Here is a 26,386-nt window from a genome sequence, read left to right as displayed (position 1 = left end):
TAACCCCCTATTATTCAACCTCTCTTGGTTTTGTCGCTTCTCTTGTAAACATTACGGGAAACAGGTTAAGAATACCAAGTAGGTCTCCTTTTCTTATAGACCCGGTTTCTTGACCTATTACATAGGCTGTATTTACCAACCTCTCTTCTTCCACAGGTTTACATCCACCTTTTGTACCAATCCTAAGCACTGAGGCAACTGCATGCTGTGAAAAAATACACGGCATCGCTACCATATCGGGTTCTATATAAAGTTCCTTTACTGGTATTTTCTTATACTCTCCTGCCCTAATATCAACATCCCCATCTGCTACAATCGTTTCCCATTTTGCACGGGTCGCCATAGTAAATTCATATGGTGATGCTTTTACTTTTGTAGATTTCAGCTCTCCATTTTTACGCGATACTATCTGAACGATTTCTGCTGACATTCATACACCACAATTGAATATGAGGTTCATATGGTATATAAAGTTATCTAATATTTATCATGAATAATCATTATATCCATGAATAAGGTCACAAAACCAAAAACCAGAATAATTGATCAATAATTTATACCAGAGTACTAAAAAGAGATCAAATCAAAAATTTCATAAGGGTTAAAACTGGTGAATTTGTCATTAAATAATTAATTACTTTTTTACATTACCCATTTTATTCAAAAGTCATAGGTTTTTGTAACATCCTGATTTGCCCGGACTGGTTTCAAGGTTATTGTGCTAGTACGTCATTGTAATTGATAAACTTAATAACATTAACTAACAATTATTATTATCAATTACATTCGTGAGATATGCTCACTGGGTGTAACGCTACACCCTCTATTCCCTTCATAATTCCGGGAAATGCTTTTTTGAGTATGTTGTAAGCACCGTTTACATCGGCGTTGATCACTTTACCAGTATTCGATTTAAATAAACCTCTCTTTATCCTTTTACCAAGATAAGAGGTTCTTTTTTCGATTGGTTCATCATCGAGGAACGAGCACTTTGACGTATAAGATTCTTCCTGAAACACAACTTTTATACCAGCATCTTCAGATTTGTATTCAATTTGCTTCTTCAACTTAAAGAATGGAATCTGCACAAAATTTTGATTATTCTTTTTACCAATATTACATTCTTGTTTCCATCCTTCATTATAACCAATAACTAATGTGCCGATATTGTTTTCGATGCAATAGTTGATTATCTTTTTACTAACTTTATGGAAGAAATCGTTTATCTTGTTGTTTCTTTTTTGGTATAGTTTTTCCAATCTTTTTGTTTCATCAAAACCTCTTTTGTCATAAAACGATTTCCATTGAGATTTCTTTTTGTTGTAGTATTGATTTATGCTCTTAACCCCACCACCTTTAATAACAATTGGCTTTTCACCAATGTTATTTACCATGGTTATGATGTTGTTAATCCCTAAATCAATTGATGCTATATTATTTTCATTTAAATTAATATGTTCAATTTTTTGTTTATAGACTATTTCACATTTATAACCAACACCAAGAGGAACTATACGCACTTGTTGGATATTAGTATCCTCATTTAATCTTGTTTTGATTTTTAGACCCAGTTTTTTGGGAAACTTGAGATAATTATCTTTTGTTCCTCTGGTTAGTTGTTGTGATGTAAATATTAAAAGGAATTCTCCATCTTTTTTCTTATAGTTTGGCGGTTTTGGTTTACCTTCGTACTTATGAGGATTAATTTTGTAGTCTTTTAACGAATTGAAAAATGATTTCCAATTTCTATCGACCATTTTTAGAGTCTGTTGAGCTGTTTGAGATGGTAGAATAGAATAATTTTCAGTTCCTTTCAGTTCTTCATTTACTTTTTGATATTTAGTATATCCATAACCATTGAGCCAATTCTGTCTAATTATGTAATTTGCTTGATTGTAGAGATTTTTGGATATGTGGCAAAGTCGTGAAACTTTATTTTCGTGTTTTAAGCGAATAGTTTCAGTTCTTGACACAATCATATAAAACCACAATCATTCTTCTTTCTTTATTTCTATTGACTTTGCTCTTGTTTTGCTGTATAGATTCACGGAATAACAATGTAGTAGAGATGTTATTTCACTGAACACTTCTTCATCATCCAATTTTTTACTTCCGATATCCGACACAACGATTATGTTGGTGCCGTATTTGGAAAACAAATGGTAAAACAATTCAAACCCAACTCTACTTAGTCTATCTTTATATGATATAATTACGTTTTCGACTTTATAGTTAGTAATTTCATCCAACATCTTAAAGAAATCTTTTCTCTTTTCAAACGAAATCCCTGAAGACACATCCGAATAAATATGATTTACTTGATAACCCGAATTAAACGCCCATGTTTTAAGCATTTGCACTTGGTTTTCAAGGTCTTTTTTCTGTTTTGATGTTGAAACTCTGGCATATATCACAGTTTTTCTTTTCACATCCTTATTTAAGAAAGCATAAACAGATTCATCGTCATATTCATATTGTCCATTCGGGAGTAAAGTTCTTTTTATATAACCATTTTCTACACATCTATACAATGTTGGTCTTGTTATTCTCAACGTTTTTAAAACATCACCCGCTTTTATTTTACCACCTATTAGTAAAAAATGTTATTATAATTAATTATTTTTACGGTTAAAAATAACTATATTCTTGCCTGTAGCCATTGCATCGTTCATCAGCTCAACATTATTTGCTACATCACCAAGCTCAGTATAACCTGCACCTATAATTATGTTTTTAACTTCCATCCCGAAAAGCTGGTTTATAATTCCGCTGAACTCTTCAAATACAGGTCTGTACTGAGTTTTATTTACAGCTGTATTCTTTTAAAACCATTATAGGTTATAGAGATTAGTATCCAGCCATTTAATATAGTTGATTTAACACACCACCTTCTTACAAAACCTATATTTAAATAATAATTTATAGAAGATTTCTACAAAGCCAAATATTGTTATTTCTGCTGGTATAAGAACCCTGGGTGCTCTCCATCGGATAAATGCAGTGGTTTTTTGAGGTCTATGTTATCCTTTAGACTGGATACATCGTATCTGTGAACCAAATCATCGAAGAATATAACTTTACGATATTGTTCTGAAAGTTGGTTTAACACACCTGTTTTCCAGTTAATCATCTGAGTCATGAAGTCATTAAGATTATCGTCTGTACTGAGCGCTTCAAGTATTTCTTTCCATGTTAGGCAGAAGTTTCTGCACTCTACAGTGCATTCAAACATATCTTCTATTTTTGGTTTCAAATCCGGATGTCGAGTAGTTAGAATCATGGTTGGATGTCTAGATTTGGTCTCGTTGAAAAACTGAATCATAGTTGGTACTGGTTCCAAATGGTCGATTTCCATAAAATAGGATTTCCTGTCAGCTTCTTTGTCTGGTGTTGCCAATGTGTCGTCCAGGTCAAAGACATAAATCTGGTGGATTATATCACCCCAGATTAACGATTTATGATGGGCTATATAATCTTTTTTAACAACCAAAAATTAACATTGTTAATCATGATAATTAGCATGAAAAACATATAACTTTAGTATTTTGTATTACCTTAATGTAATTTTTTAATACTAAAACCATCGGTGGTTCAAATGAGTGACTAAGGCCTGAAAAAAAGAAAAGAAGATTGGCTAAAAAAAGTAAAAGCAGAAGGAAAAGTCAACTACCCCTCCCTAACTGAAGCAAATGCTTCAGTTGAGGGAGGAGCTTGTATCTATAAGACAGGTTCCTGGTTGACCAGACCACTGGATGCGGGTTATATATGTCAAAAAGAAATCCAGTAAACAATACCGGAGAATACAACAGTAGTCACCCTGGGATGCCGCCTCAGTCCCTTGCTCTGAGAATGCAGTCTAAACAGTTCTGGAAGGGTAGGAACAGTGACTGTACTTTTAAACCTCCGGTACTCCGGTCGAGAGGATGTCGGAAATCAGGACTGAACCCGACAGTCCTGACCTACGCACAACTCCTTTAAGGAGGAATTACAAATGCGTGTATTTGTTATAAGCAAAAACAAGAAACCTCTAATGCCTACGAGACCTGCCAAAGCCAGAAGATTATTGCAATCTGGCAAAGCTAAAGTGATCAGAAGAACTCCATTTTCTATCAAATTACTCTACGAAACAACTGAGTACACCCAACCAGTGGTTGCCGGGATGGATTCCGGTTCAAAACACATCGGGTGTGCTGCTGTTGCTAACGACGAAGTACTGTATCAGTCAGAAGTAGAACTAATAGATGATATATCTAAAAAATTACAGCAAAGAGCCAGTTACAGGAGAAACAGGAGATCAAGAAAGACAAGGTACAGAAAACCGAGATTCAATAACAGGGGAAATTCCAAGAAAGATGAAAGAATAGCTCCATCAATCAAGAGCAAAGTGCAGTCCCACGAAAGAGAAAGAAGATTCGTGGAATCCATTCTACCTGTCAAGAAATGGATTGTTGAAACTGCTTCGTTCGATATACACAAAATCACAAATCCAAATGTTTCAGGTACAGGTTACCAGAACGGTGATTTGAAAGGATACTACAACATTAGGACATACGTTCTGCATAGAGACAACTACACCTGTCAAAAATGTAAGAACAGGTCGAAAGACCCGAAATTAGAATGCCACCACATAGTTTTCAGAAGCAACGGTGGAACTGACAGACCTGACAATCTGATTACTCTCTGCGAAACCTGTCATGGCAAGCTGCATGATGGCGAATTCACGATAAACAAAAAACCGTCTAACACAAAACATCCAACCGAGATGGGTATTGTCAGGTCGCAGATAAGAAAACTGAACTGGAAGTTTCAGGAAACATTCGGGTACATAACCAAATACAAGAGAGAACAGAAACTAAATCTGGAAAAGACTCATTACAACGATGCTGTAGCAATCTGTTGCAACGAGAATAACCCAAATCCGAACATATAGCTTTCAGATGTTGTGTATTATAAGAAACACGTGAGCAGCGGAGATTATCAACAGACTAAAGGTGCCAGATCCAAGAAGAAAATTCCAACCGGAAAACTTCATGGATTGAGAAAATTCGATTTCATCGAAACTCCAGATGTTTCCGGGTTCATAAAAGGCAAAAGAACATCAGGTAACTTCAGCATCATGGATATATTCGGAAATACCTTCAAGAAAAATCCTAACGTTAAGAAAAACTGCAGGAGAATATCAGCAAGATGTACAACTCTAACTCAACAGATACAAATCTAAAAGATAGGTCGCATTCCTCTCCCAGCTCGCGCAGGGAGTCTCCTGCGACCAATTGGATGAATATTATACAAAAATATAATAGAAATATATCTTTTGATATATGAAAACAGAAAACTTTAACTCTGTTTCGTAGTATTTAATTGGTCTTTTTTATAATATAGGTAAATTAATTACTAAAAACCTGCGATGCAGAAAAATCTCGTTCTAAGTAAAATCAACGATGTTGATTTAATTAATGGTAAGAACAATAAATATGTAATTGACAATACTGTTCTCATTGATTAATTACTTCAAGTTATTATATATACCTATTCTCATATATTGTTTATTAGTCAATATATACAAATTTGAAATTTGTTTCACTGACTCAAATATAACCAATAAAAACCGGGACCAGATATGGATGTATATTTGTTTTTATGGAAATCAAGATATGATTGGTCTGTAGAATATATAACAAGCACTCAGCCTTTTGGATATGCTAGAGATGACCTCACATCAGGAAACATTAATTATTTAGATATAGTCCATCCAAAAGATATAGATGACGTAACTAAGAACTTTGCTAGTTGTAGTAAGTCAGGTAGTGATGATATATCCCTTCAATATAGAGTTATTACAAACTCTGGAGATATTAGATGGGTTAATGAAAAAGTCATTAGCCATGCTAACACCGACTCTTCTCAACAATACTTGAGTATAGTCATAGATATTACAGATTCGAAAATGGAAGAAGAAAAACTCCAGGAAACACTTGCAATAAAAGATGAACTTGAATCGATAATTAACAATAGTCCTGCGATAGTTTTTCAGTGGAAGTCGGAATGTAAACTTGAAGAAAAATGGCCTGTTGAATTTGTATCGGACAACATAAACCGTTTTGGTTATACACCAGATGAATTTGTTACAGGAGAACTTCAATACGGAGACATAATCTATCCTGACGATCTGGAACGTGTTCAATATGAACTCTGCAAACGCAGGGAAAAAGGACATAATGATTTTTCGCAGGAATACAGGATAGTTACTAAATCGGGTAAAATCAGATGGGTGGATGAGAGAACTTTTATCCAGCGGGATAAAGATGGTAATCCTGTTTCTTATCAGGGGATTATTGTTGATATTACTGACAGGAAACATACTGAAAATATCCTGCATACAGAACATGATATCGCGCTTGTTATAAATTCCCTTGATGAGCCTGAGGAAATTTTGAACCAGGTGCTTGATTTAACCATAAATATAGGTATTATTGATTGTGGATGTATTCATTTTATAGATGAATACGGAAACTTGAACCTGATGGTGTATAAAGGATTATCTCATGAATTCGTGAATAATATATCATATCTGGGTTCAAATTCCATTCTTAACAGAATTATAATGACCGGTCAACCGGTTTACAAGGACTATTCTGAAATCCCGTTTAAATCGGACCTATTTGCAAATAAAAACGAAAGATTGCGTGCAGTTGCACTTATACCGTTAGTCTGTAACGGAGAAGTACTGGGTTCATTAAACCTGTCATCTCATTTGTATGATGAAATTCCCGTTGATATCCGTACAGCCATTGAAACAATTGCCGCACAATTGGGTGGTTTTATCGCACGGATGAAGGCTGAGATGAACCTCTATGAATATCATGCTTTGAGTTCATCAATTGTACCTAATAAACTTGAACTTTATGAAAACAAGCAAAGTTGAGAATGGTTTGTCTAATAATATGAAATTAATAACTAACATAGGGGTTAATATGAACGTCAACTTTACTTTTGTATCAATTTTTAGTGGTTTATTCAATAATCTGGTCCAGCTAAAGTGTGTAAAGTGATAGAATGTTTGAAAAGTTGAAAAATTTTCATAATAAATTCGTACCCAGTACATGCAACCATCAATGCAGGCAAGTAATAGTTTACTGTACACAATCGTATTTGTCTCATGAGGATTATGTCGATAAAATAGATCATGTAGCTAAAGCTTCTATAAATAAAGCAAACGAAATGGATTACGACATCTGGTGCTGTTATTGTTATCAGGACACAGTGTTATTGATGTGTAATGATTTTTCAGAAATGGATGAGCTTTATGAAAAAGCAGTTTATGGAGTAGGGGTTCCTGCGAGTTTTATCTGCAATAAGAACAACAACATGATTATGATGGCTATAGGTCCTGCAAAAGCACAGATAATAGATAATTTGGTGAAAAATTTTGATTATTTTTGAAAACATCTATTGTAGAATTTTTATGTACCATCTTTTTAACCGGGTTCTTCAGGATTTGGAAACAAAAACTTATGGTATTGGATTTTTAGACATCAACTAATTTATTAGTTGGTTGCTGACTTATAAATAAAAATTGGAGTTTAAATTTTGAACATAACTCATCAAAATTTTGAATCAATGTTATGGAAAGAACTGTTGCAGGAAGTAGAAAATTATTACAAAAACAGAGGTTACCATGTCCAAAGAATTCCAGGTATAGATACTGGCGCAGACCTCCTGGCAACGTTGGAAGGTGTCGAAAAGGTATCTATAAAGATTTGTTCCAGAGAGTTTGCTTCAGTTTCAACCGTTCATGAGGTTTCTTCTGCTAAAATCTATTATAGGTGTGACAGAGCAGAAATAATAAACACTGAGCCTTTCAGTAAAGAAGTAGAACTATTAGCGGATGTTATTGATGTAAAATTGATAAACAGGAACGAGCTTGGAAATATCGTTGAAAAATATTAAACTGTCTGGATGATGGGATAAGGTGATATGACTGACTGTTCTTCATTATTAGAGTATAGAATCAGAACACTGAAGCAAATGTTTAAAATTGAAATAAAGTTATTAGAACCAGATTATCCAGTTTGATCTTTTTGATTTACTATAGATTTTGAAAATGGTGACCCGAGTTCAAACATATTTAAATCAAAATTTCAGGACTCATCCATTCTAGTCTTATGTCATTGAGAAAATTTTCTATAGACCTTGTTTATCGAATAATCGAAAATATCTATTAACACGTTTATATATTAATTAATAACCTTTTTGAATGCGGATATTTTCGGATATTGTACATGATGAAGAACCTCTCAGTTTTTTGAAACATTGCTTATATATAGGTAAACTACTTCCTAAATAGGTCTTCTCAGTTGCAAAATATTTTATAAAAAATATACAAAACCTATTGGGTAGAGAGGGCGAACCCATGGATTTTGAGCTAAGACCATCATAAAAATAGATTAATAGTAGTCTATAATTGTCGGACAACCTGTTTACTCGTGGGAGAGCAGTCAGTGTGAGAAGTATAGAATTAACAAGTGAACTTGATGACAAATTTTGTACCATTTATGGTCTCTACTTCAAGGTCACCATTAATCTGGTCGACAAGGCTATTTACTAGCTGTAGACCAAGTGTATTAGGTTCTTCTATATCAATTTCCTCTGAAAAGCCCTTGCCATTATCAGCTACGATTAATTTATAATATTCTTCATCATTCTGATAAAGTCCAACATATACTTCACCTTGTTCATCATCAAAGAACGCATATTTCAAAGAATTAGACAGAAGTTCAGTTATAATCATTCCAAGTGGAATAATGGTATCGATTCCAAAATATATATCCTGAACATCGATTTTTATAGTAATGTTAGAACCACCATATAGGCCTACCAGATGGTCAACAAGGTCTTCTATGTAATCTTTTGAGTTTACATTCTCCAGCCCATTGGTTTGGTACAATTTGTTATGAACAAGAGACATCGATATGACACGATTTTGTGTATCTATGAAAGCATCTTTGACTTTGCCATCTGTGAAATTTTCTGATTGAAGGCTGAGCAAACTTGATATTACCTGAAGATTATTTTTTATTCTGTGATGGAGTTCAAGTTCTCTTGTCCTTTCAGCATTTATGATCTCTTCTGTCTGTTTCCGAACACGATGTTCAAGCTCTCTGTTCATTTTTTCCAATTCCTCTGCATATCTCTGTATTTTTTCTTCGGTTTTAACTTTATCAGTGATATCATTGCCAACACTTATAATCCCAATTATATCTCCACTGGTATCTCGAACCGGGTCCTTTTTAATGTTCAATATCCTGTCTGTAAAGGTTACAGTTTCTTCCTGATGTTTTCCGGTTTTTAAAATCTCATTTATAAGGCAATTGTCACAGATTTCTGATTTATTGTACAGCAGTTTATAACAATACTGACCTATTAAATCACTACCATTAAGACCTGTAAATTTAGTCGCCGCTTTATTACACCATAAAATCCTGCCCTCAAGGTCATGGTACACAACTATTTCTGAAGTAGAATCAAGGATAACCCTTTTTTCATACTCAGATTTTTCTAATCTCTCATGCATTCGTTTCCTTTCAGTGATATCCAATGAACTACCAACTATTCCTATGACGTTTCCTTCAACATCAAAATAGGGTACTTTGGATGTAAGAGCCCACCTTTTTTCACATTTGGATGTAGTGTATGTTTCTTCAAAATTATAAATTGGTTTGCCGGAGTTCATAACCGATGCATCATCTGAACGGAATTTTTCTGCATCATTCCCTGAGAACAAATCAAAGTCATTCTTGCCTTTTATATTTTCAACTGGTAAACCTACTCCTTTACAGAAAGCATCATTTGCTGTGAGATAATTCAATTTACTATCTTTTAAATATACATAAGCAGGTGTAGATGACAACAGTGCCTTTTGTTCCTCTACTTTTCTTTGAATCTGGTTTTCTGCGTTTTTTCTATCAGTAATATTACGAACTACACTAAGAACAGCTGTTTTTCCCCTATAACTAATCAAGTTTGAATTGATTTCTACCGGGATTTTGTTACCATTATTTGTTACATGGACCGATTCAAACCTTTGTTTCCCATTTTCAGGAAGATTCATAAGCTTAGTTTTAACTCCGTTTTCATTGTAAAGCCCATCTATATCCTTAACATGCATTGAAAGTATTTCTTTCTTAGAATAACCCAATCTTTTAACAGCAGTTTCATTAACATCAAGGATGTTGCCTTCCAAATCACCTACAAAAAGAGCATCTTCCATGCTGTCAAAAAGATAATTGAATTCAGTTATTGTTTGTTGGAGATCATCTTTTAATTTTTTATATTCGGTGATATCGTTAAAGATAGTTACAAATTTTCCTTTTTCAGGTGATATAGCAGATATTTTGAAATATTTGTCAAATGGTGGAAAATAAGTTTCAAAATATGTTTGTTCACCAGTTTCAGCCACTTTTGCATATGTAGATAAATGAGGAGGTTCATCTGTACCATAAACTTCTGAAGCCTTTTTTCCTAACACTTCATCTTTTTTTAAACCGATGGTCGATTCATAAGCAGGATTACAATCTATTATTAAATAATCAACTGGATATCCTTTTTTATCATAGATGATTTCATGAAAACAAACCCCTTCATTCATCACCATATAAAGTGAATTTAATACATTGTTGGATATTTTTGAAGCCTCCCTGAATATCAAAAACCAGTTATATTTATGTGTAAATCAGTATTTAGTCATTTTGACAAAGCTAAATATGTATGGCGTTTGATATTAACAAAAAGACCAGTTTATTCTTCAGAGAGCGCTAAGTAGAATATAATTATACAATTATTGGTGCTTCTATCTTTTTCTGCATATCGTAGTTGTATATATCAACACGGTTGTTTATGATTACAGGTGTCATCAGTCCCTGAACATTCATCCTGAACTCTATATGACTTTTTATGGAATTTATATGGTAACTGTCTTTCTCGATGATGTACCTTATACTATATTCTGTCAGTTGTTCGTCACCATTAAGCTGCAGACCTGTTTTTTCAGCTTCCTGTAATAACATATTGGTATCAGGCAAAGCTGTGAGCACAAAATATGTATCTGTTTTATTCATGTTCAATACTGTGGACTTTTCCAGAAGCAGGTTCATACTGGTCAACTGGTCATAGCCGTCCCAGATTTCCTGGTTCAGATTTTTTGTATCCCAAAGATTTTCTCCGTTTTTGAAATAAGCAGTATCGTCAACAATTATCAGGTCGATCGAATCTTCCATAGATTTTAATTTAACGTCCATTTTCTCATTCAAATAGTCTACAGTGCCATTTCCTCTAACAAGTGTATAAGTCTCGCCCATCATTGAGATGTTGCTGTGGATATCGAATTGGTAGGATTTGACATCATTGGATGCACTTAGAATCCTGCTTGTGAGTGTTTTAGCATCATTAACCTCCCTGTTTTCAGCATAATATATGGTAAAAATAGTCAACATGGAGATGATTAATATGATACCCAGAGAAACAATTAGTTGTTTATTTACCCTTTTTTCACCCTTTAATGACACCTGAAACACTCCCCTTATTAGTTAATTCCTGTATAATCATCTCTTTTTCCTGGATAACAACAGGTATGACATTAAAACTACAATACCTGCTATTATAAACATTATCCATACTGAATAAGGTACTAATCCCTCTTTATCTGGTAATGGTTCATCTGGCGCAGGTTCTACTATATCAGCATCATCTGAAGGTTGTTCTACTGGAGCCTTGGACCCGTCGATATCATCTTCCTGCTCTATTTCCTGATCTGGTTTGAATGGTACAAGAGGATCAGAATCCTTTGAATCGATGATACCGTCACCATCAGTATCAGGGTTAAATGGATCGGTACCAATCCTGTATTCTACTACATTGGCCAGTCCATCCAAATCCGAGTCAATTGGACCGTTAGACTCGGCTCTGTTTAGAGTTCCTGCAAGAGTAAATATGGAGAACTGTGGCACTTTTACCCAAATATATCCTGCGTATTTTTCACCGTACATTTCAACATTGCCGGTATGAACTCCGGTATTTTGGAGCTTTACCCATTTGTGTTTATCTTCATTGAAACGATAGACACTAAGTGTTTTTTCGTCTATGTCGTAGGTATCAGATGAATCACCGTCACTATTTCTGTCAAGTTCACCGGAACGGTAGTAGATGGTCACCAGGGAACTGTTCATCACATTATCTTCAGAGTTTTCTAGATTTTCATCTAATATAACTTCAAGATATTTTCCTAACGCGTATTCATCGGACGAGAGCCCTGAACTGGATGACAGAGGAGTCGATGATGTTTTAAGCAGTCGAATACTTACAAATGGAGTGACATTGGTATCAAAAACCATGCCCACTGATGAATCTGTTCTTTTTACCGAATCGGCGGAATCGATCAAAAAGATCTTCTTTTCTGCCATTGATTCAACCTGTATTGAACTGGTAGAAGTTGTGATTTTTTCACTCCTGAATACATCCAGTATTCTGCAATAATCATACATGTAGGGTTTTGAAAGCATAACAACGGTTTGTGTTTGGTTCCAAACTCCATACCTGACAGCCATTCTATCATAATTAGAAATCAGCATGTTAGTTAAAGTATCACCATCATCCCTGAGCACATTGTATATGAGGTTACCAGCTGTGTTATCATTCGTTCCTAGTTTGCCGAGCAAAAGAACGTGTTGTTCATCTGAATGGTTCATCAGAAATTCATCCGCAGAATAGATAGTAATATTAGTATATTTGTTCAAAGTATCCAGCAGTTCTTCATTTTCCTCGGTTGCATCGTATACTACCGTAATGTTTCTGACATTAGGTATGAATGAGTCCATGTCGTGTGAATCATTAACTGCATCAAGATCAGTATCTTCTATCAATGGATTTGTACCAATATTTATTTCCTGAGAATCATTCAACCCGTCATTATCTGTATCTTTTGATAACGGGTCGGTACGAATTTCCATTTCTTCAAAATCCGACAAACCATCACTGTCAGTATCTAATGAAGTTGGATCCGTGCCAGCAACATGCACTTCATGTCCATCATCCAGTCCATCGCCATCTGTGTCTGGGTCAAATGGGTCCGTATCATATTCTAATTCAAGGTTATCGAACAGACCGTCTTCATCGGGGTCTGGTTTGAGGATATTTGATCCAAATTCGTATTCTTCATGATCTGATAATCCATCACTGTCGGTATCTTCATCCAATGGGTTCGATGATATATCGTATTCGGTCCGGTCATCCAGTCCATCACCGTCAGTATCCTGGTTGAACGGACTGCTTCCAAAGAATATTTCCGTCCCATCGTCCAGTCCATCTCCATCGGTATCATAATTTGTCAGATTGGTACCAATATTATATTCCACATAATCGTACAGACCATCACCATCCGTATCAGAGTTGCGAGGATTCGAACTTGTATTATCTGGCAGGTAACATTCTGTATAATCGTTCAGTCCGTCAAAATCACTATCTTTAAACTTTGGATCACTGGTGACATAGACCGTATATGTTCCTGTAGAATTAGTGATAATCACAGGCCATCCTATCTTTTCATTTGCGTCTATGATATCGTCACCATCTTTGTCTTCTCCGTTATCTACCCAACCTTCACCCCTGTCAGGATAATCTTGAGTATCGATAATACCAATAACTTCCCTATTTTCTTCATCAGTAGCCGTTTGAGATTTATTCCAGGTCTGATAGAAACTCAAGTTAAAGATACCTGTACTGTTTGGAGCATTGAACAACACGGTGGAAGATCCGAATGTTTCGTTTTTCACTGCAGGTGTACCGTTGTATATCTCTTCATTTAATGTGGAGTTTTCAAGGCTCACAAACAACCAGCACCTTGCAGGGTCATCTCCAGAATCGTTTGATTTGCCTGTCAGGGTATAATTTATAATCGCAGTAATATTTGTCCCAGGATCGGTCTTTACACTACTGCCCATACCGTTCATATCAACATTACTTATGTATGCTTTTGATATGAAATCCGGGTCTTCAGGGTCCAGTATACCGTTGCCGTTGGTATCCCTGGAACGGGGGTTTAAACCTTTAAGGAATTCACTGAAATCGCTCAATCCATCGTTGTCAGTATCCTGTTGCAAGGGGCTTGACCATACATGCTGGGTAAATTTTTCTCCATAAAATTCGTATTCGATGTCCCAGCCCTGATGTTCTTCAAAATCACTAAGTTTGTCACCATCAGTATCCCGGTTCAAAGGGTCATATCCATACCGCAGTTCGACCCCATCTTCGAGTCCGTCTCCGTCGGTATCTGTGTTTACCGGTGAAGTACCATATTCGATTTCATAACCATCAGATAAACCGTCATTGTCTGTATCCCATCTAATCTGGAAACTGCCATAACGCATCTCGTCTTCATTTAAAACACCGTCACCATCGATGTCATTGGATGAAATAGCTGTCCAGTTTGCAAAATTTTCGATGTCTTCAGGCATGACATCAAAATAGAATGTAGTTGGGTCTGAATCTTGAGAATCTACTTTACTCTTCTGACTGCAGTGCCAGCCAAAGAGCCACCAGCAATTATCGTAGTATACCTTATAATTCGATCTCAGACAGAATTCGAACGGGAAATTAACAGCAGCTTCAGGTTTCACCCATAAATTTGTTGCATAATCGGTTTCTTTTTTCCATATGTCATAAGTATATGTATAGGTAAATCCTTTGAAGATTTCTATATTGACGGTTTTTTCTTCTTTGTTTACAGAAGTATTACCTTCAGTAGTGGTACTGTTATAATCTATCGTATACTCTGAACTGCACCTGTATTGTGGGTAGATATAACTGTTTATTACATTTGAATATGAACCGTGTTTTGTGGTTGTCACAATGCCTTTGAATTTACTATCCAGTTCTATACGGTCACCTTCGGTCAGGCCGTTATTCATATAATCGTCCACATTTACGGACATATCCTGCATCTTCATGTCTAATTCTGTCCTGACCCGGACCTCCGTAAAAAGCCCGATAAGCCATTCAAAGAACATCTGTGACCAACCTTTACCAAATATCCACCCGATTATCAGGTCTGTAAGTGCTACAAGTGCTGCTATAGCCCATCCAACTACAGGTATCGATGCTATAGCCCACAGGGCAACTGCATATAAAACCATAAGTGTTGCATATAATGACCCGACGAATACTCCATATTCAGACCAACCTTCACTTTTTGCAATCGACCAAAACGCGTAGAAAGCTACTGCACCAACAACAGCCCACCCGATAGCTGATATAACACTGCTAGCTCTGTTGACAAATCCCAGTGTGCCGGTACTTACCTTTGAGATTGATTCAGACATTGCTTTCATGAGTTTCCAGTTAGTCTGGCCTGCAATCTTTGCAAGTGGTTCTATTTTGGTGAAAGCTATGTAAGAATATAACGCGGTTCCTCCAATTATTAGATTACAAACAAAACTAACTGATGCTATTCCAAAACTGTTGATCGCATCAAGTACGTCATCACCTTCTGGAGAACTGAAATCCGTTACAATATTGCCTATTTTAGTAACCGTGGTTTCCCCTGTCTCCCAAGCAATCACCAGGTTCATGAACGTTGCAAGAGTATCCTCATCAATGCTGTTGTCTATTCCCCATTCCTGAACCTCTTCAAGGACGTTTTCTGTTGTGAGAGTTTCATCTGTACCTGTATCATACCAGCTCATCTTCATGCTTTTTGTGGTAGTCAAAGGCTGACTTTTCAAATCTATATCAAAACTACTACCTGTTACAGAAGATTCTACTGCCAGGTCATCCATTGAAGTTTGTCGAAAATCGTCTTCAAATACACCGATTACAGGAAAGATAATATCTTCAGGCAAAGAAGACAGTATATCGGGTGTTATTTTACTGGTAACCATAGCCAGTGCTTTATCCTGATGGCCGGCAGAACCTGTTTGATAATCGATTGTGACATTATGTTCATCATGTAATTTATCAGGCATCTCATCGATGCAGGTTTGGTCCCTCAGGAACGTATAAGCGAAGATGAATCCTGCTTCAAAGGTGCGTTCCTTGTCCTTGCTGTAAAACAGCCCAAAATCTGAACCATGGTTTTCTTCAACATTGAACCCGGTGAGCATAAAACCTTCATCATAAGTTGCAAGGGTTGAAGATATGGATTCATATTCATGATTGGTCAGTGAGAACGATTCCCAGTCTCTGTGGTCATCTTTATCAGCAACCAGTCCAGCTCCACCTCCGTTCTCAGCGGAAACGTACTGACTGTTATTGGCTTTCAAAGCAATTTTACCGTTTTCAAGTTGAACAAGTTCAAAAATCTCCCATTCACCGATTTCTGTGCTGTTTGCTATCAGTTCTTCACCGCCGCCGTTGGCAGCGTATACATATTTGTTACCAGAAGTTTTCAGCGCTGCTTTATTATTATCAAGATATACTATCTCAAAGATACTATCATTTGTGATGGTGTTACTTCTGGCGACCAGCTCCGATGTAGTACTGTCTACCGAGACATACTGACCCTTATGGGTTTTAAGGGATACTTTCTTTGGCCTGTCTGTCTGCCCGGTGACCATCCAAGTAAGTTGTGCCCGGGTTAAAACATCCTGTGATATATCCTGCGGATAGAACATACGGGCGTTCAGAGCCACCGTGTTCCCGAAATCCTTTACAGGAGAAAGAGGAACGTATGCTTTTCCCAGTGTAGTAGAAATCCCGTAATCTTTAAGATCATCAGGGTTAGAATTAATACCGCCGACGATTTCAATTTCCCACAACTGACGGTTGTTTCCCTGAGAAGCGTTTTGGATTAAAGTTTTGTTTGTTGTGTTATCTATTTCAAGGTATTTCCCGCTATGTTTAGCCGCGAGCTTATAATATCTTTCATTCTCAGATTCCAGTTTCCAAAGTTGATGGTCTTGACCGGTATAATCCCCTATAGTTACATTTACCACACCATCCTGGCTGGCATTTCCTACCTGCAGACATTTGCTGGTGTTTTTTAAGATGATACTGTAATGGTTCTCATCTGCAGGTTCCAGTTTCCATAACTGGTTATCTTCACCGGTACAATTTCCTGTAGTGACATTTGTCACGTTTTTGTTCGTATTATTTTGAGTCTGCAGGCATTTCCCATCAACTGCTGAGATGATGTTGCAGTCCGAAGGTACGGTGAGCTCGAGCATCGGAGTGACGTCAACGTCATTTTTGGAACTGTTTAAGTCTTTCATAGTTCCCTGACTGTCATCAGGCCAATCCCAGCTCTGTAAAAACAAGTTAAGATGTTCTGGGTTTTCAGGACGTATCTGGAAGTTCAGGTATGTGGGTTGCCCACTTGTATTGATGTTGAATTCAAAACTTTCGTTTGACACGGATTTTGAAAACGGTGAAAGGTCGAGGGCATCGATCACACCATCGCCGTCATTGTCAAGGTCCCATGCATTTTCAAATCCGTCTCCATCTATATCCAGTGATGTGACGTTGTGGACTTCGAAATAATCAGCTAGACCGTCATGATTGGAATCGGGATCGAGGGGATCAAGGCCGTTTTGAATCTCATAGAGGTCATCAAGCCTGTCAAAATCTGAATCTGTGTTATTGACATCAGTTCCATGTGTCTCTTCGAGAGAATCCGAGATGCCGTCTCCATCACTATCAGGACCGTAATCATCCGGATTCATGTCGGTATTAGATGTTGGGATGTTTAGGGGAGCTGGTTCTGATGAAATTTTGCTTGCAACGGATATATCCTGGTTTATCCCAGTGCTGCGTTGATTTGCGATAGCTATCGATTGAGCCACGGCGTTTAATGCGGAAACCTCAATGGGAGAGACGGTTGCAGATTCACTGGAAGAATTAAAAAAAGAATCATTTTCAGGCACAGCTAACGCCGGTGAGATACCTGCTCCTATCATCAGGATTGTCGTGAACACTGCAAAAAACTGAAGAAAAAACCTGAAATGAACACAACGAACAATGGCTTTTCCAGTAGCCATGATGTTTCCAGTAGCCATGATGTCAATTTCAACCCCTAAACTTCCCTAAATTAAAATATGGATTTTTCTGTTATATTAACCTTGCGAATAAATTTTGAAAACTGTATAAATTTTTAACTGGTTATATATTATTAGGTAAATAATATTCCATTGTTAACATTATCTGGTTTAGTATAAAGGAAAAAAAGAAATAAGGATTTTTAACAGTATTTGTCATATTCCTTATTTCTGTTCTCTTCTCAAAAATAACAACATTGCAATACCGAGTACACCGACCAGAAGTACCGGATTAATTGTTGGTACACCAGCCCAATGGTCAGGAGTAGGTTCCTCGGGAGCAGGTTCCACAGGAGCAGGTTCTCCAGGAGAAGCTTCCTCTTTGTCTCCAGCAAGTGGCAAATAATCTATATTATTACTACTTATATTGTAACTGTTGTCACAGAATCCATCACCATTGGAATCCTCATTTTCCACACTGAAACCTGTACCATCGGGATGAACCCAGAAATTTCCTCCAACATAGGAGCCATTTACAATATTGGGACCGGTTGTATTAGTAGTGTTCCATTGATTGTCGGAACCTGCATAGAAATCAGCATTATTGGAATTGTTGAAGTAATTATTGTAGATATGGTTTCTTAAACCACTCAAAGATATGCCACCACGTTCATTATTTGATATGGTATTGTTATAGATGTAATGTTCATAGCTAGGACCGTCAAAATATATGGCATACTCAACATTATTAGACAAAGTATTTCCACTCAAATCATTAAGTTCAGAAAAATCAATCTCTATACCATTGTACCCATTATTAGAGATATTATTATTCCCAATAAAATTGTTAGATGAAGTATGCAAATCTAGTCCCCCAATACTCAAAAACCCTATATTATTATTATCCAATATGGCGTTATCAATCAGCTTGTTGTAGTGGGAATAAAACAGATGGATACCCTTGTTGGTATTATTTGATACATTGTTTTCATTTAATTTGTTGTAGTTAATATCATCAATTATTATGCCGTTATAGTTATTTAAAACTGTGTTACTTATAAGGGTATTATTTTCAGTATCGAAGGGGTCTCCAGAACTATCCAAAGTAATACCATTATTAGTATTGTTAAAAACATTGTTATCAATCAAAGTACTATCATTAGGAGATTGCAAAAAAATACCTTTAGAATTTTGATGTACAGTGTTATTGGTAAAATTATTGTCACTGGAAAAGCCTCCAGCAGAAGTCAAATAGATACCATATTGATTGTTGTCTGATACAATGTTATCGTTTAAATCGTTATTATCGGACTGCTGCAGATAAATCCCCGCATAGTCGTTACCCGGTGCAGTATTGCCAGTTATATTATTGTTGTCAGAATTAATTAAAGAGATACCAAGCTTATTATTTGACACCATGTTATTGAATATGTTGGAGTGATTAGAACTTTCAATACGTATACCACTGCAACTGGTACTGGTAGCACCACTCACATCGAAACCATTAATTGTCACACCTTCAGCAGTAATATGGAATACATTATCACTTGATACAGCTGCAATTACACTTGTAACCGAAGCACCATTTATAGAAGTTATATTTAATGGAATTGTAACATCCACATTATCATAGTAGTTACCTGAATCTACAAGAATTGTGTCACCGCTGCTTGCATTATTTATAGCTGCCTTGATAGGAGTGGAAGATATATTAAAAGAGCTGGTATCTTCCCACCAGCCACTTTCGTTAACATTAATTGTGTTTGCCCCTACTGTACTGACCATTAATATAGTCGAAACCAGAAGTATTAGAAGAATCTTCATTTTTATACCTGCTTTTTATTTTTAAGTTGAAATCTGGAAGCCCAAGATTACAGAATTGACCCTCCTCATACAAAAATATTTGATACTTATAGTATATAAGCCCAGATGAAACAGTGGTACTTTTATAAAGAACAGGGAACAGGGGTAGAGAAAGCCCATGAGTTCAGAAGCGTCAAAGGAAAAATATATTTATATGTTTTCACACATATATAATTACAATGTTATATGGGGAGTATATAAATGACAACAAGAATGACTTCTCCCGAACGCATGGCAGCTGTCATGTCCGGGCAAAAACCTGACCGTGTACCAGTAGTACCCTTTATAGAAGGGTATGCAACAAATATAACCGGTATTTCTCTTGGGGATTTCTATGCAGATGGAGATATGTGCTTTGATGCACAGTTCGCATCTATGCGGCTTCACGGTTATGAACAGACACCTATGTATGGATACGCTTCATGTGGAGCATGGGAATTCGGCGGTAAGATTGGGTTCCCATATCGAAAGGGTCAGGGAGCACCCTATGTAGAAGAACATCCGGTGAACAAGGTAGAAGATGTAGAAAACCTGAAAGTTCCTGATTTCAGGGATGAGCTACCAGGCGCTTATAAAGAAGCCGATAAAGTGGCAGCTAAATGTGCAGAACGTGGAATGCCTGTTACAGTACAGATAGGGAGTGTTTTCACCGCTGCATCGGTAATAGCTGAAACATCCAAGTTTTTCAACTGGGTTGTAACCAAGCCTGATGTAGTACACCAGATTCTTGATAAGGTAAGTGACATGTTTATCAATGCCGTTGATTATTTCGCAGATAAATATGGACCGAAAAACCTACTCCCGTTTGACGGTGGTCCATCTGAATCAAATACCATGATATCAGCAAAGATGTTTGAAGAGTTTGCCTATCCCTACGTGAAGAAAATACATGATCATGTGAGAGAACGCGGAATTCCAGCGGTTCTGATGCATCCGTGTGCAGACCAGAACGGTAACATCCCCTATTATGTCAAGATGAGGGAAGAAAACGACTGGTCAGGTAAATACGTGTGGCTGTTTGGACCTGAAACGTCTATAAAAACACAAATAGATGCATTCGGAGACCATGATGTAATATGCGGAAATATTAACCCACCACTGTTCCAGAGCAGTTCTTATGATGAAGTATTGGAACTTTGCCGTGAAAATATCGAAGAAGGTATGAATTCTCCAAGTGGTTACATACTGGCAGCTGGTTGTGAATTTCCACCAAATGCTGCTCCTATCAAAGTAATGGCAATGGTTGATGCAGCAGAGATGTATGGAAAATACAGCTAATATTTTCATTTTTTTGAGTGTTTGCAGAATACCTATAGATATCGTTATCTATCAACTAAATTCAGCAAATTTAATCAGTATTAAAAACCTCTGGGTATGAATATGGAGGACAAATATACTTCATGAAAAAATTAAAATTAACAGTATTTGATGCTTTGCTTATTAACGATATGTCTTCCATTTGAGAATAACTTATTTCTTGGTAACAGCAACAAGAGACATATCTAATTTATCTTCCAGATCCTTTATGGACTTTAATTGGTCTTCATCAAGGTCTGCAGCTTTTATATCCCTATCTGAAAAAGCAAGCAAAATAATTCCCATCTTCTTTTCAAGTTCATTGATAGCTTTGATACTATCCTCATCAAGTTTTGAGAAACTCCATACCATTGTTCATACCTCGTGTGAATAATTGGGTTATAGAGTATTTAACTATTTTGAAAATGAAATACTTGTTACAAAGTTATAATCTTTCCACTTAAAATCATTTAAGAACAATTATAGTTGAGCACAGATTATTTGTTACTAATTTGCAATATATTTCATCGTTTGTTGATATAATTATAAGCAACAAATATTGAGTTATCAACTATATTATCAGATGTAGGTGGTACTTTTTAGTAGAATTATCTAGCAAACAACAATAATATATAAAAAATTTAGTTAAAGTAATTTCAATGAATCCTTCAAAACTTTGATTACGAAAGTGGGGCAACAGGGGTACGTGAAAGCCAACGACTTTACAGTCTGTCCGACAATAATTAATCAAGTAATAATAAGTATCCCGATATTTTGCAGATGTTTTTGTTAATCTACAATACAATGATTGATTTTCAATCAATCATTTGTTTTGATTTCAACCATATCTTTTTCAGATTAACAGCTGAACAGACAAGATTGAATCCAGTTTTTACAGAATCTAATCCCATTGTAATGAACTCCCTGAACCTTAGATTCTGTTTGTAGTTTCCGATAATTGGTTCTACGGTATATTTCTCAGGTTGTAAGTCCTCTGAGCCCTGTAAGTATTCATCTTTTTTCTCAAACATTTTCTGTCCTATGACACACAAACGACTCTCAACTGTCTTATCCCGTCATTTCTATCTGTACACTGCTGATTAGAATCGCAATCTTTGCAATTTATTTGTCTAATTGATAAAAATAGATTAATAGTAGTCCAGAATTGTCGGACACCCTGTAAACTCATGGGCTTTCTCTACCCCTGCGCCCCCATTTCTCGTAAAAATGTATCAGGAGCAAATCAGTACTGCTCCAGTATTTTCATTGATTTAAAAATTAATGTGGGAAGTTCAAAGCGTCCTTTGGACAGTTATCAACGCATCGTTCACATTTGATACAATCAGGATTAGTGCTTACATTTTTGACGTCAAGATGCATCGGGCAAACTTTGCTGCATTTGTTACATGATATACATTTATCATCATTTACATGCAGCTGATATTTATCCCCACCAATGACCCTCTGAACTGTTCCCATCGGGCAAATGGTACACCATGTCCTTGGACTGACGAATACCCCGAGTATAACAGCAACAGAAGTTGAAACAAAACACATGGATACAAATACCATCCCAAGCTGGTTGACAAAGCTTTCAGTTTGCATCACTGCAAATATACGGTAACCCATAAATCCCATCATTGCTACAAATACAGGAACTCTTATCCACATACTTTCAAGGATTTTAGGTATGTTCTTACCCTTTGTTATCTTCCCAACCCAGAAATCATAGAGGCTACCTCTGGGGCATATATTCCCACAGAACCATCTACCTCTGAATGGACTAATAATCATCAATGTAGCAAGCATTAGAACCATGAAGTATCCGAGTATCGGATACCAGAGACCAGCGGTAGCTACAATTAATACTATGATACCCATATAGGGTGTTATCCTCAACATAATTAACCACTCTTAACTTTTTCTGCAGCATAAATGTAATTTTGTTTTTCATTTATCCAATTATCAAACTCGTTTTCGACCCTGTTCACCCAGATGTGGACGATACTCAGTACAAGTTTCTTCATCTCTTCCCTGCTGCGTGCTTTGTATATGTACACATAACCACCATTATCAAGGTTTTTTTGAGACCTGTTCAATACATCGCTTGTGTATAATTTTTTAACAGCTTTTTGAACAGTCGATAGGTCGAGACCCATCGTTACCGCAATGTCATCTGATGTGAACCATGTGTCATCATTTTCCAGAAATTTGTTCATTATTTTGAGCTCAGATCTAGTCAAGTTGAGTGCACATTTGAACACGTCATCCAATTCAAATTCTTTGCAGGCAAAATCTAACATATTAATACCTCTGATTTTTGTCAGTACTGTTATATATCCTCAGTTCTATATAAAATACGCTGAGTACCGATATAAACTGCTAAAAAACAGAAGTACCGTGTTTTATTTTGACTGGAAAATAGTGGGTGCCTACATATCAGCTTTTTATTTTTTCTTTTTTGATGCCCACTCCATCAGAGGTATCATTGAATCCCTTAATTCAATACCATCCTGTGTTAAGGAATATTCTACTCTTGGTGGTATTTCATCAAATGTTTCTCTTTCAATTAGCCCGAAATTTTCTAATTCTTTCAATCTGTCTGCTAAAGTTTTGGGGCTTATATCAGCCAGGTTTTTCATAATCTTGGTATACCTTATTTTTTCGTTATTTCCAATGGTTGCTATAATCAATAATGCCCACTTTTTGCTAACCACATTTATAACGTTACCAACTGGGCATAAACATACCTCATTTCCTCCTTTCTGTGTACAGTTAACGTTTTTACAGTGAGCATTATTTTCCCTTTTCATAGTAATCCACTATACAATTATAAACTTGGCAATTTAAATACTTCATTGTTCATCTTTACTATGTAATTTAAAGTGAAGTGGAGATGAATAAAATAAATATGTGTTGTGAATCACAAAAACATCAAAGAGGTTATAAACCTTTAAAATCTGCTCTAAATTGTGAATGTGGATGTAACAGTGGACATTCTTTCAGGGATTATTTAACTGCTAAAGAAAAACAGGAATTTTTGGAAGAATATAAAAGTCAGCTTAAAGAAGAACTGAAAGCTGTAGATGAACATCTTCAGAACCTTAAAGGATAAACATATAAAATAATAAAAATAAATTGGTTATCCTCGCCGGAATTTCTGGAGGTTGAAAACAAAATAAAACGTTTCCTTTTTTCTTTTCTTCATTTTTGAATGAGGTATAATTTATGTCTGCGATACAGGTCAAAAATTTAACAAAAACTTTTGGAGATTTTGTGGCAGTAGATAACATTAGTTTTGAAGTAGCAAATGGTGAATTTTTCGGGTTACTGGGGCCTAATGGAGCCGGAAAGACCACTATAATAAGGATGATTGTAGGGCTGCTTACACCCAATGATGGTTCTATATTGATCCAGGGACTGGATATAATAAAGGATGTTATAAGTGCGAAAATGAAACTGAGCACAGTCCCTGAAACCGGAAATGTATATACGGATTTAAGTGCGAGAGAAAACATACAGCTTGCAGGCAAATTCTACGGTTTATCGAAAAAAGAAATTGCAGAAAAATCTGATGAACTGTTGAACGAACTTGGACTCTTTGACAGAAGAGATGACCCTGTTATCAATTTTTCCAAAGGTATGCGTCAGAGAGTTAGCATTGCTTGTGCAGTTATTAATGAACCGGACATTCTAATATTAGACGAACCTACTGAAGGACTGGATGTACAAAGTCGAAGACTTTTGATTAATAAGATGAAGCAGATGAATGAAAATGGGACCACTGTTATATTAACAACTCACAATATTGAAGAAGCAAACCAGCTATGTGAAAGGGTATGTATAATAAATAAAGGTAAGATAGCTGCTATTGATAGACCAGAAACCTTGACAACCACGTTCGATAAAACTCAATCAATCGAGATATCTTTTAACCGCTCAGTGACTCAGGACTTTTTCGAACCTGTTTCTGTGTACAGGATAGAAAACTATGGAGATAAATGGAGGTTGTATACTTCCAGTCCGGACAGAACCATCAAACATCTCTCAAAAATAGCTGAAAACCAAGACTTAGAAATCGTATCACTTAGAACACTTGGTCCCAGCCTTGAAGAAGCTTTTGTCAGTCTTACTGAGGTGGAAAAATGAGACCACATATCGATACAATGGTTAGAGGTGTCTTGACGGTTGCCGAAAAGGACATCAGGATATATTATAAGAAAGCGCCTGTGATCATATTTGGACTGATCTTCCCCTTCTTCATGTTTCTTGCTTTCTACATCGGCCGGGACATGGATTTGTCTACTTTATTCCCGGGTTTCATCTCCATGGCATTGTTCTTCACTGCATCATCAGTAGGTCCGTTGATTACACCATGGGAAAAACAGCAAGGTACCTATGAACGGCTGCTATCGTACCCTGTAAACATTAACACTATATTACTGGGAGATATTTTAGCGGGTGCAGCTTTCGGGTTCTTGATAAGTACCGTCGCTATAGTTGCAAGTGTTGTTCTTCTCGGTATCGTTATAGAACAAATCATGGTTTTGATACTGTCTCTCATCCTGGGCAGCCTGTGCTTTGCATCACTTGGTGTTCTGTTAGCATCACCCAGCAGCCAGGCGCCATCCAATATCATGATGCTTTCATCCCTTGTACGTTTTCCACTGATTTTTATCAGTGGAATCTTCATACCCATACAAGAACTTGAAGGTGCAGGAAGGATTCTATCTCAGATATCTCCTCTAACATATCTGGTAGATATCTTCAATGCTGGATTCTACGGAACTTCGGTATTTGCAACCAGTATTAACATCCTGATTTTATCTGCGTTTACTTTATTATTTGTATATGTTGCCAGTTTGTTCCACAAAAGGAATATGTTAAAGGGGTTGTGATTTGTTCCAACCCCCTTTAACAAAAACTATTGTAATCATTTTAAAAATGTTAAATAATTTCTGACAAGATAAAAATAATCACTTATATGGTTCTACTTTCTTGACTTGTTTTTCTAATCAAAAACAAGGAGATTGGACAAAATCCTAAACAATTGACTTTGAACCAGAACCGAAGTTGAAGGTTTTTGTATTCAAGCACTATTTTTACAAATTTTAGGTTCCAAAAATATAACCTAATTTTGTTAGGGTACTCTATTAATATTCCTAATACCTAATACAATCAACCAGTCCAAAGGGTAATAAAATTTA

23 protein-coding genes are annotated in these 26,386 nt (G+C 36.2%); 9 read left to right on the top strand and 14 right to left on the bottom strand.

The annotated features are described in order from the left end of the window. Positions 1 to 10: 10 nt before the first annotated feature. The 5 genes from METEV_RS06460 to METEV_RS06445 all read right to left on the bottom strand — a co-directional run bounded on the left by METEV_RS06460 (position 11) and on the right by METEV_RS06445 (position 3,490). A complete protein-coding gene (locus tag METEV_RS06460) occupies positions 11 to 430 on the bottom strand; it encodes a DUF22 domain-containing protein (RefSeq protein ID WP_013194727.1) in 420 nt (139 codons plus the stop codon). A 346-nt stretch (positions 431 to 776) separates the two neighbouring features. After that, the gene (locus METEV_RS06455) at positions 777 to 1,979 is read right to left on the bottom strand and encodes an RNA-guided endonuclease InsQ/TnpB family protein (protein ID WP_013194726.1); all 1,203 of its coding nucleotides are present in this window, start codon (positions 1,977 to 1,979) and stop codon (positions 777 to 779) included. 12 nt (positions 1,980 to 1,991) lie between these two features. Further along, a complete protein-coding gene (locus METEV_RS06450; protein WP_013194725.1) occupies positions 1,992 to 2,579 on the bottom strand; it encodes an IS607 family transposase in 588 nt (195 codons plus the stop codon). A 33-nt stretch (positions 2,580 to 2,612) separates the two neighbouring features. Then, entirely contained in the window at positions 2,613 to 2,744 is a 132-nt protein-coding gene (locus METEV_RS12865; RefSeq protein ID WP_269634930.1) for a hypothetical protein, read from the bottom strand. A 206-nt stretch (positions 2,745 to 2,950) separates the two neighbouring features. Beyond that, positions 2,951 to 3,490, bottom strand: a complete 540-nt coding sequence (locus METEV_RS06445; protein WP_013194724.1) for a hypothetical protein — start codon at positions 3,488 to 3,490, stop codon at positions 2,951 to 2,953. A gap of 501 nt (positions 3,491 to 3,991) precedes the next feature. Between METEV_RS06445 and iscB the strand changes: the two genes are divergently transcribed. The 5 genes from iscB to METEV_RS06420 all read left to right on the top strand — a co-directional run bounded on the left by iscB (position 3,992) and on the right by METEV_RS06420 (position 7,950). Then, on the top strand, positions 3,992 to 4,930 hold the full coding sequence (gene iscB, locus METEV_RS06435) for an RNA-guided endonuclease IscB (RefSeq protein WP_232216833.1): 939 nt from the start codon (positions 3,992 to 3,994) through the stop codon (positions 4,928 to 4,930). A 30-nt stretch (positions 4,931 to 4,960) separates the two neighbouring features. After that, complete coding sequence (locus METEV_RS12690) at positions 4,961 to 5,221, top strand: hypothetical protein (protein ID WP_232216832.1); 261 nt, start codon at positions 4,961 to 4,963, stop codon at positions 5,219 to 5,221. A 399-nt stretch (positions 5,222 to 5,620) separates the two neighbouring features. After that, positions 5,621 to 6,925: a GAF domain-containing protein gene (locus METEV_RS06430; protein WP_013194723.1), complete on the top strand. Its 1,305-nt coding sequence runs from the start codon at positions 5,621 to 5,623 to the stop codon at positions 6,923 to 6,925. Positions 6,926 to 7,056: 131 nt separating this feature from the next. Then, a complete protein-coding gene (locus tag METEV_RS06425; RefSeq protein ID WP_013194722.1) occupies positions 7,057 to 7,443 on the top strand; it encodes a peptidyl-tRNA hydrolase in 387 nt (128 codons plus the stop codon). A gap of 177 nt (positions 7,444 to 7,620) precedes the next feature. After that, positions 7,621 to 7,950 (top strand): restriction endonuclease, encoded by a 330-nt coding sequence (locus tag METEV_RS06420; protein WP_157197305.1) that lies wholly within the window; start codon positions 7,621 to 7,623, stop codon positions 7,948 to 7,950. A gap of 568 nt (positions 7,951 to 8,518) precedes the next feature. Here the strand turns inward: METEV_RS06420 and METEV_RS06415 are convergent. The 4 genes from METEV_RS06415 to METEV_RS06400 all read right to left on the bottom strand — a co-directional run bounded on the left by METEV_RS06415 (position 8,519) and on the right by METEV_RS06400 (position 19,844). Further along, a complete protein-coding gene (locus tag METEV_RS06415) occupies positions 8,519 to 10,648 on the bottom strand; it encodes a PAS domain S-box protein (protein ID WP_083810144.1) in 2,130 nt (709 codons plus the stop codon). A 181-nt stretch (positions 10,649 to 10,829) separates the two neighbouring features. Further along, positions 10,830 to 11,564 carry a hypothetical protein gene (locus METEV_RS06410; protein WP_013194719.1) on the bottom strand — a complete coding sequence of 245 codons (735 nt, stop codon included), beginning with the start codon at positions 11,562 to 11,564 and terminating at the stop codon, positions 10,830 to 10,832. 36 nt (positions 11,565 to 11,600) lie between these two features. Then, positions 11,601 to 18,041 (bottom strand): RICIN domain-containing protein, encoded by a 6,441-nt coding sequence (locus METEV_RS06405; protein ID WP_232216831.1) that lies wholly within the window; start codon positions 18,039 to 18,041, stop codon positions 11,601 to 11,603. A gap of 204 nt (positions 18,042 to 18,245) precedes the next feature. Further along, positions 18,246 to 19,844, bottom strand: coding sequence for a NosD domain-containing protein (locus METEV_RS06400; RefSeq protein ID WP_013194717.1), 1,599 nt, complete (start codon positions 19,842 to 19,844; stop codon positions 18,246 to 18,248). A gap of 240 nt (positions 19,845 to 20,084) precedes the next feature. On the opposite strand from METEV_RS06400, the gene METEV_RS06395 reads away from it, so the two are divergent. Beyond that, complete coding sequence (locus METEV_RS06395) at positions 20,085 to 21,161, top strand: uroporphyrinogen decarboxylase family protein (RefSeq protein WP_013194716.1); 1,077 nt, start codon at positions 20,085 to 20,087, stop codon at positions 21,159 to 21,161. A gap of 192 nt (positions 21,162 to 21,353) precedes the next feature. Here METEV_RS06395 and METEV_RS06390 read toward each other — a convergent pair whose 3' ends face one another. The 5 genes from METEV_RS06390 to METEV_RS06370 all read right to left on the bottom strand — a co-directional run bounded on the left by METEV_RS06390 (position 21,354) and on the right by METEV_RS06370 (position 23,992). Beyond that, positions 21,354 to 21,551: a hypothetical protein gene (locus tag METEV_RS06390; protein ID WP_013194715.1), complete on the bottom strand. Its 198-nt coding sequence runs from the start codon at positions 21,549 to 21,551 to the stop codon at positions 21,354 to 21,356. A 443-nt stretch (positions 21,552 to 21,994) separates the two neighbouring features. Beyond that, the gene (locus METEV_RS06385; protein ID WP_049891072.1) at positions 21,995 to 22,210 is read right to left on the bottom strand and encodes a transposase; all 216 of its coding nucleotides are present in this window, start codon (positions 22,208 to 22,210) and stop codon (positions 21,995 to 21,997) included. A gap of 247 nt (positions 22,211 to 22,457) precedes the next feature. Next, positions 22,458 to 23,081, bottom strand: a complete 624-nt coding sequence (locus METEV_RS06380; RefSeq protein WP_013194714.1) for a 4Fe-4S binding protein — start codon at positions 23,079 to 23,081, stop codon at positions 22,458 to 22,460. Between the two features lie 2 nt (positions 23,082 to 23,083). Further along, the gene (locus tag METEV_RS06375) at positions 23,084 to 23,482 is read right to left on the bottom strand and encodes a TrmB family transcriptional regulator (RefSeq protein ID WP_013194713.1); all 399 of its coding nucleotides are present in this window, start codon (positions 23,480 to 23,482) and stop codon (positions 23,084 to 23,086) included. Positions 23,483 to 23,626: 144 nt separating this feature from the next. Next, positions 23,627 to 23,992 (bottom strand): winged helix-turn-helix transcriptional regulator, encoded by a 366-nt coding sequence (locus METEV_RS06370; RefSeq protein ID WP_013194712.1) that lies wholly within the window; start codon positions 23,990 to 23,992, stop codon positions 23,627 to 23,629. An 83-nt stretch (positions 23,993 to 24,075) separates the two neighbouring features. Here METEV_RS06370 and METEV_RS06365 point away from each other — a divergent pair, with 83 nt between their 5' ends. The 3 genes from METEV_RS06365 (at position 24,076) to METEV_RS06355 (ending at position 26,077) form a co-directional block, all read left to right on the top strand. Beyond that, on the top strand, positions 24,076 to 24,294 hold the full coding sequence (locus METEV_RS06365; protein WP_049891070.1) for a DUF5320 domain-containing protein: 219 nt from the start codon (positions 24,076 to 24,078) through the stop codon (positions 24,292 to 24,294). Positions 24,295 to 24,407: 113 nt separating this feature from the next. Further along, the gene (locus METEV_RS06360) at positions 24,408 to 25,328 is read left to right on the top strand and encodes an ABC transporter ATP-binding protein (RefSeq protein ID WP_013194710.1); all 921 of its coding nucleotides are present in this window, start codon (positions 24,408 to 24,410) and stop codon (positions 25,326 to 25,328) included. Beyond that, entirely contained in the window at positions 25,325 to 26,077 is a 753-nt protein-coding gene (locus tag METEV_RS06355; RefSeq protein WP_013194709.1) for an ABC transporter permease, read from the top strand. The genes METEV_RS06360 and METEV_RS06355 overlap by 4 nt, the downstream gene beginning before the upstream one ends. Positions 26,078 to 26,386 lie beyond the last annotated feature (309 nt).

Source organism: Methanohalobium evestigatum Z-7303, from assembly GCF_000196655.1.
Classification (GTDB): domain Archaea; phylum Halobacteriota; class Methanosarcinia; order Methanosarcinales; family Methanosarcinaceae; genus Methanohalobium; species Methanohalobium evestigatum.
The sequence above is the reverse complement of the archived record's forward strand: the minus strand, read 5'-3'. Positions and strand labels throughout refer to the sequence as shown.

Excerpts from the sequence above, each read along its gene's own strand:
- METEV_RS12865 (WP_269634930.1), bottom strand. The coding sequence starts at position 2,744 with ATGGAAGTTAAAAACATAATTATAGGTGCAGGTTATACTGAGCTTGGT.
- METEV_RS06415 (WP_083810144.1), bottom strand. The coding sequence starts at position 10,648 with ATGAATGAAGGGGTTTGTTTTCATGAAATCATCTATGATAAAAAAGGA.
- METEV_RS06395 (WP_013194716.1), top strand. The coding sequence starts at position 20,085 with ATGACAACAAGAATGACTTCTCCCGAACGCATGGCAGCTGTCATGTCC.
- METEV_RS06400 (WP_013194717.1), bottom strand. The coding sequence starts at position 19,844 with ATGAAGATTCTTCTAATACTTCTGGTTTCGACTATATTAATGGTCAGT.
- METEV_RS06425 (WP_013194722.1), top strand. The coding sequence starts at position 7,057 with ATGTTTGAAAAGTTGAAAAATTTTCATAATAAATTCGTACCCAGTACA.
- METEV_RS06455 (WP_013194726.1), bottom strand. The coding sequence starts at position 1,979 with ATGATTGTGTCAAGAACTGAAACTATTCGCTTAAAACACGAAAATAAA.
- METEV_RS06365 (WP_049891070.1), top strand. The coding sequence starts at position 24,076 with ATGAATAAAATAAATATGTGTTGTGAATCACAAAAACATCAAAGAGGT.
- METEV_RS06460 (WP_013194727.1), bottom strand. The coding sequence starts at position 430 with ATGTCAGCAGAAATCGTTCAGATAGTATCGCGTAAAAATGGAGAGCTG.
- METEV_RS06370 (WP_013194712.1), bottom strand. The coding sequence starts at position 23,992 with ATGAAAAGGGAAAATAATGCTCACTGTAAAAACGTTAACTGTACACAG.
- METEV_RS06375 (WP_013194713.1), bottom strand. The coding sequence starts at position 23,482 with ATGTTAGATTTTGCCTGCAAAGAATTTGAATTGGATGACGTGTTCAAA.
- METEV_RS06420 (WP_157197305.1), top strand. The coding sequence starts at position 7,621 with ATGTTATGGAAAGAACTGTTGCAGGAAGTAGAAAATTATTACAAAAAC.
- iscB (WP_232216833.1), top strand. The coding sequence starts at position 3,992 with ATGCGTGTATTTGTTATAAGCAAAAACAAGAAACCTCTAATGCCTACG.
- METEV_RS06390 (WP_013194715.1), bottom strand. The coding sequence starts at position 21,551 with ATGGTATGGAGTTTCTCAAAACTTGATGAGGATAGTATCAAAGCTATC.
- METEV_RS06380 (WP_013194714.1), bottom strand. The coding sequence starts at position 23,081 with ATGTTGAGGATAACACCCTATATGGGTATCATAGTATTAATTGTAGCT.
- METEV_RS06360 (WP_013194710.1), top strand. The coding sequence starts at position 24,408 with ATGTCTGCGATACAGGTCAAAAATTTAACAAAAACTTTTGGAGATTTT.
- METEV_RS06405 (WP_232216831.1), bottom strand. The coding sequence starts at position 18,041 with ATGGCTACTGGAAACATCATGGCTACTGGAAAAGCCATTGTTCGTTGT.
- METEV_RS06355 (WP_013194709.1), top strand. The coding sequence starts at position 25,325 with ATGAGACCACATATCGATACAATGGTTAGAGGTGTCTTGACGGTTGCC.
- METEV_RS06430 (WP_013194723.1), top strand. The coding sequence starts at position 5,621 with ATGGATGTATATTTGTTTTTATGGAAATCAAGATATGATTGGTCTGTA.
- METEV_RS06385 (WP_049891072.1), bottom strand. The coding sequence starts at position 22,210 with ATGTTTGAGAAAAAAGATGAATACTTACAGGGCTCAGAGGACTTACAA.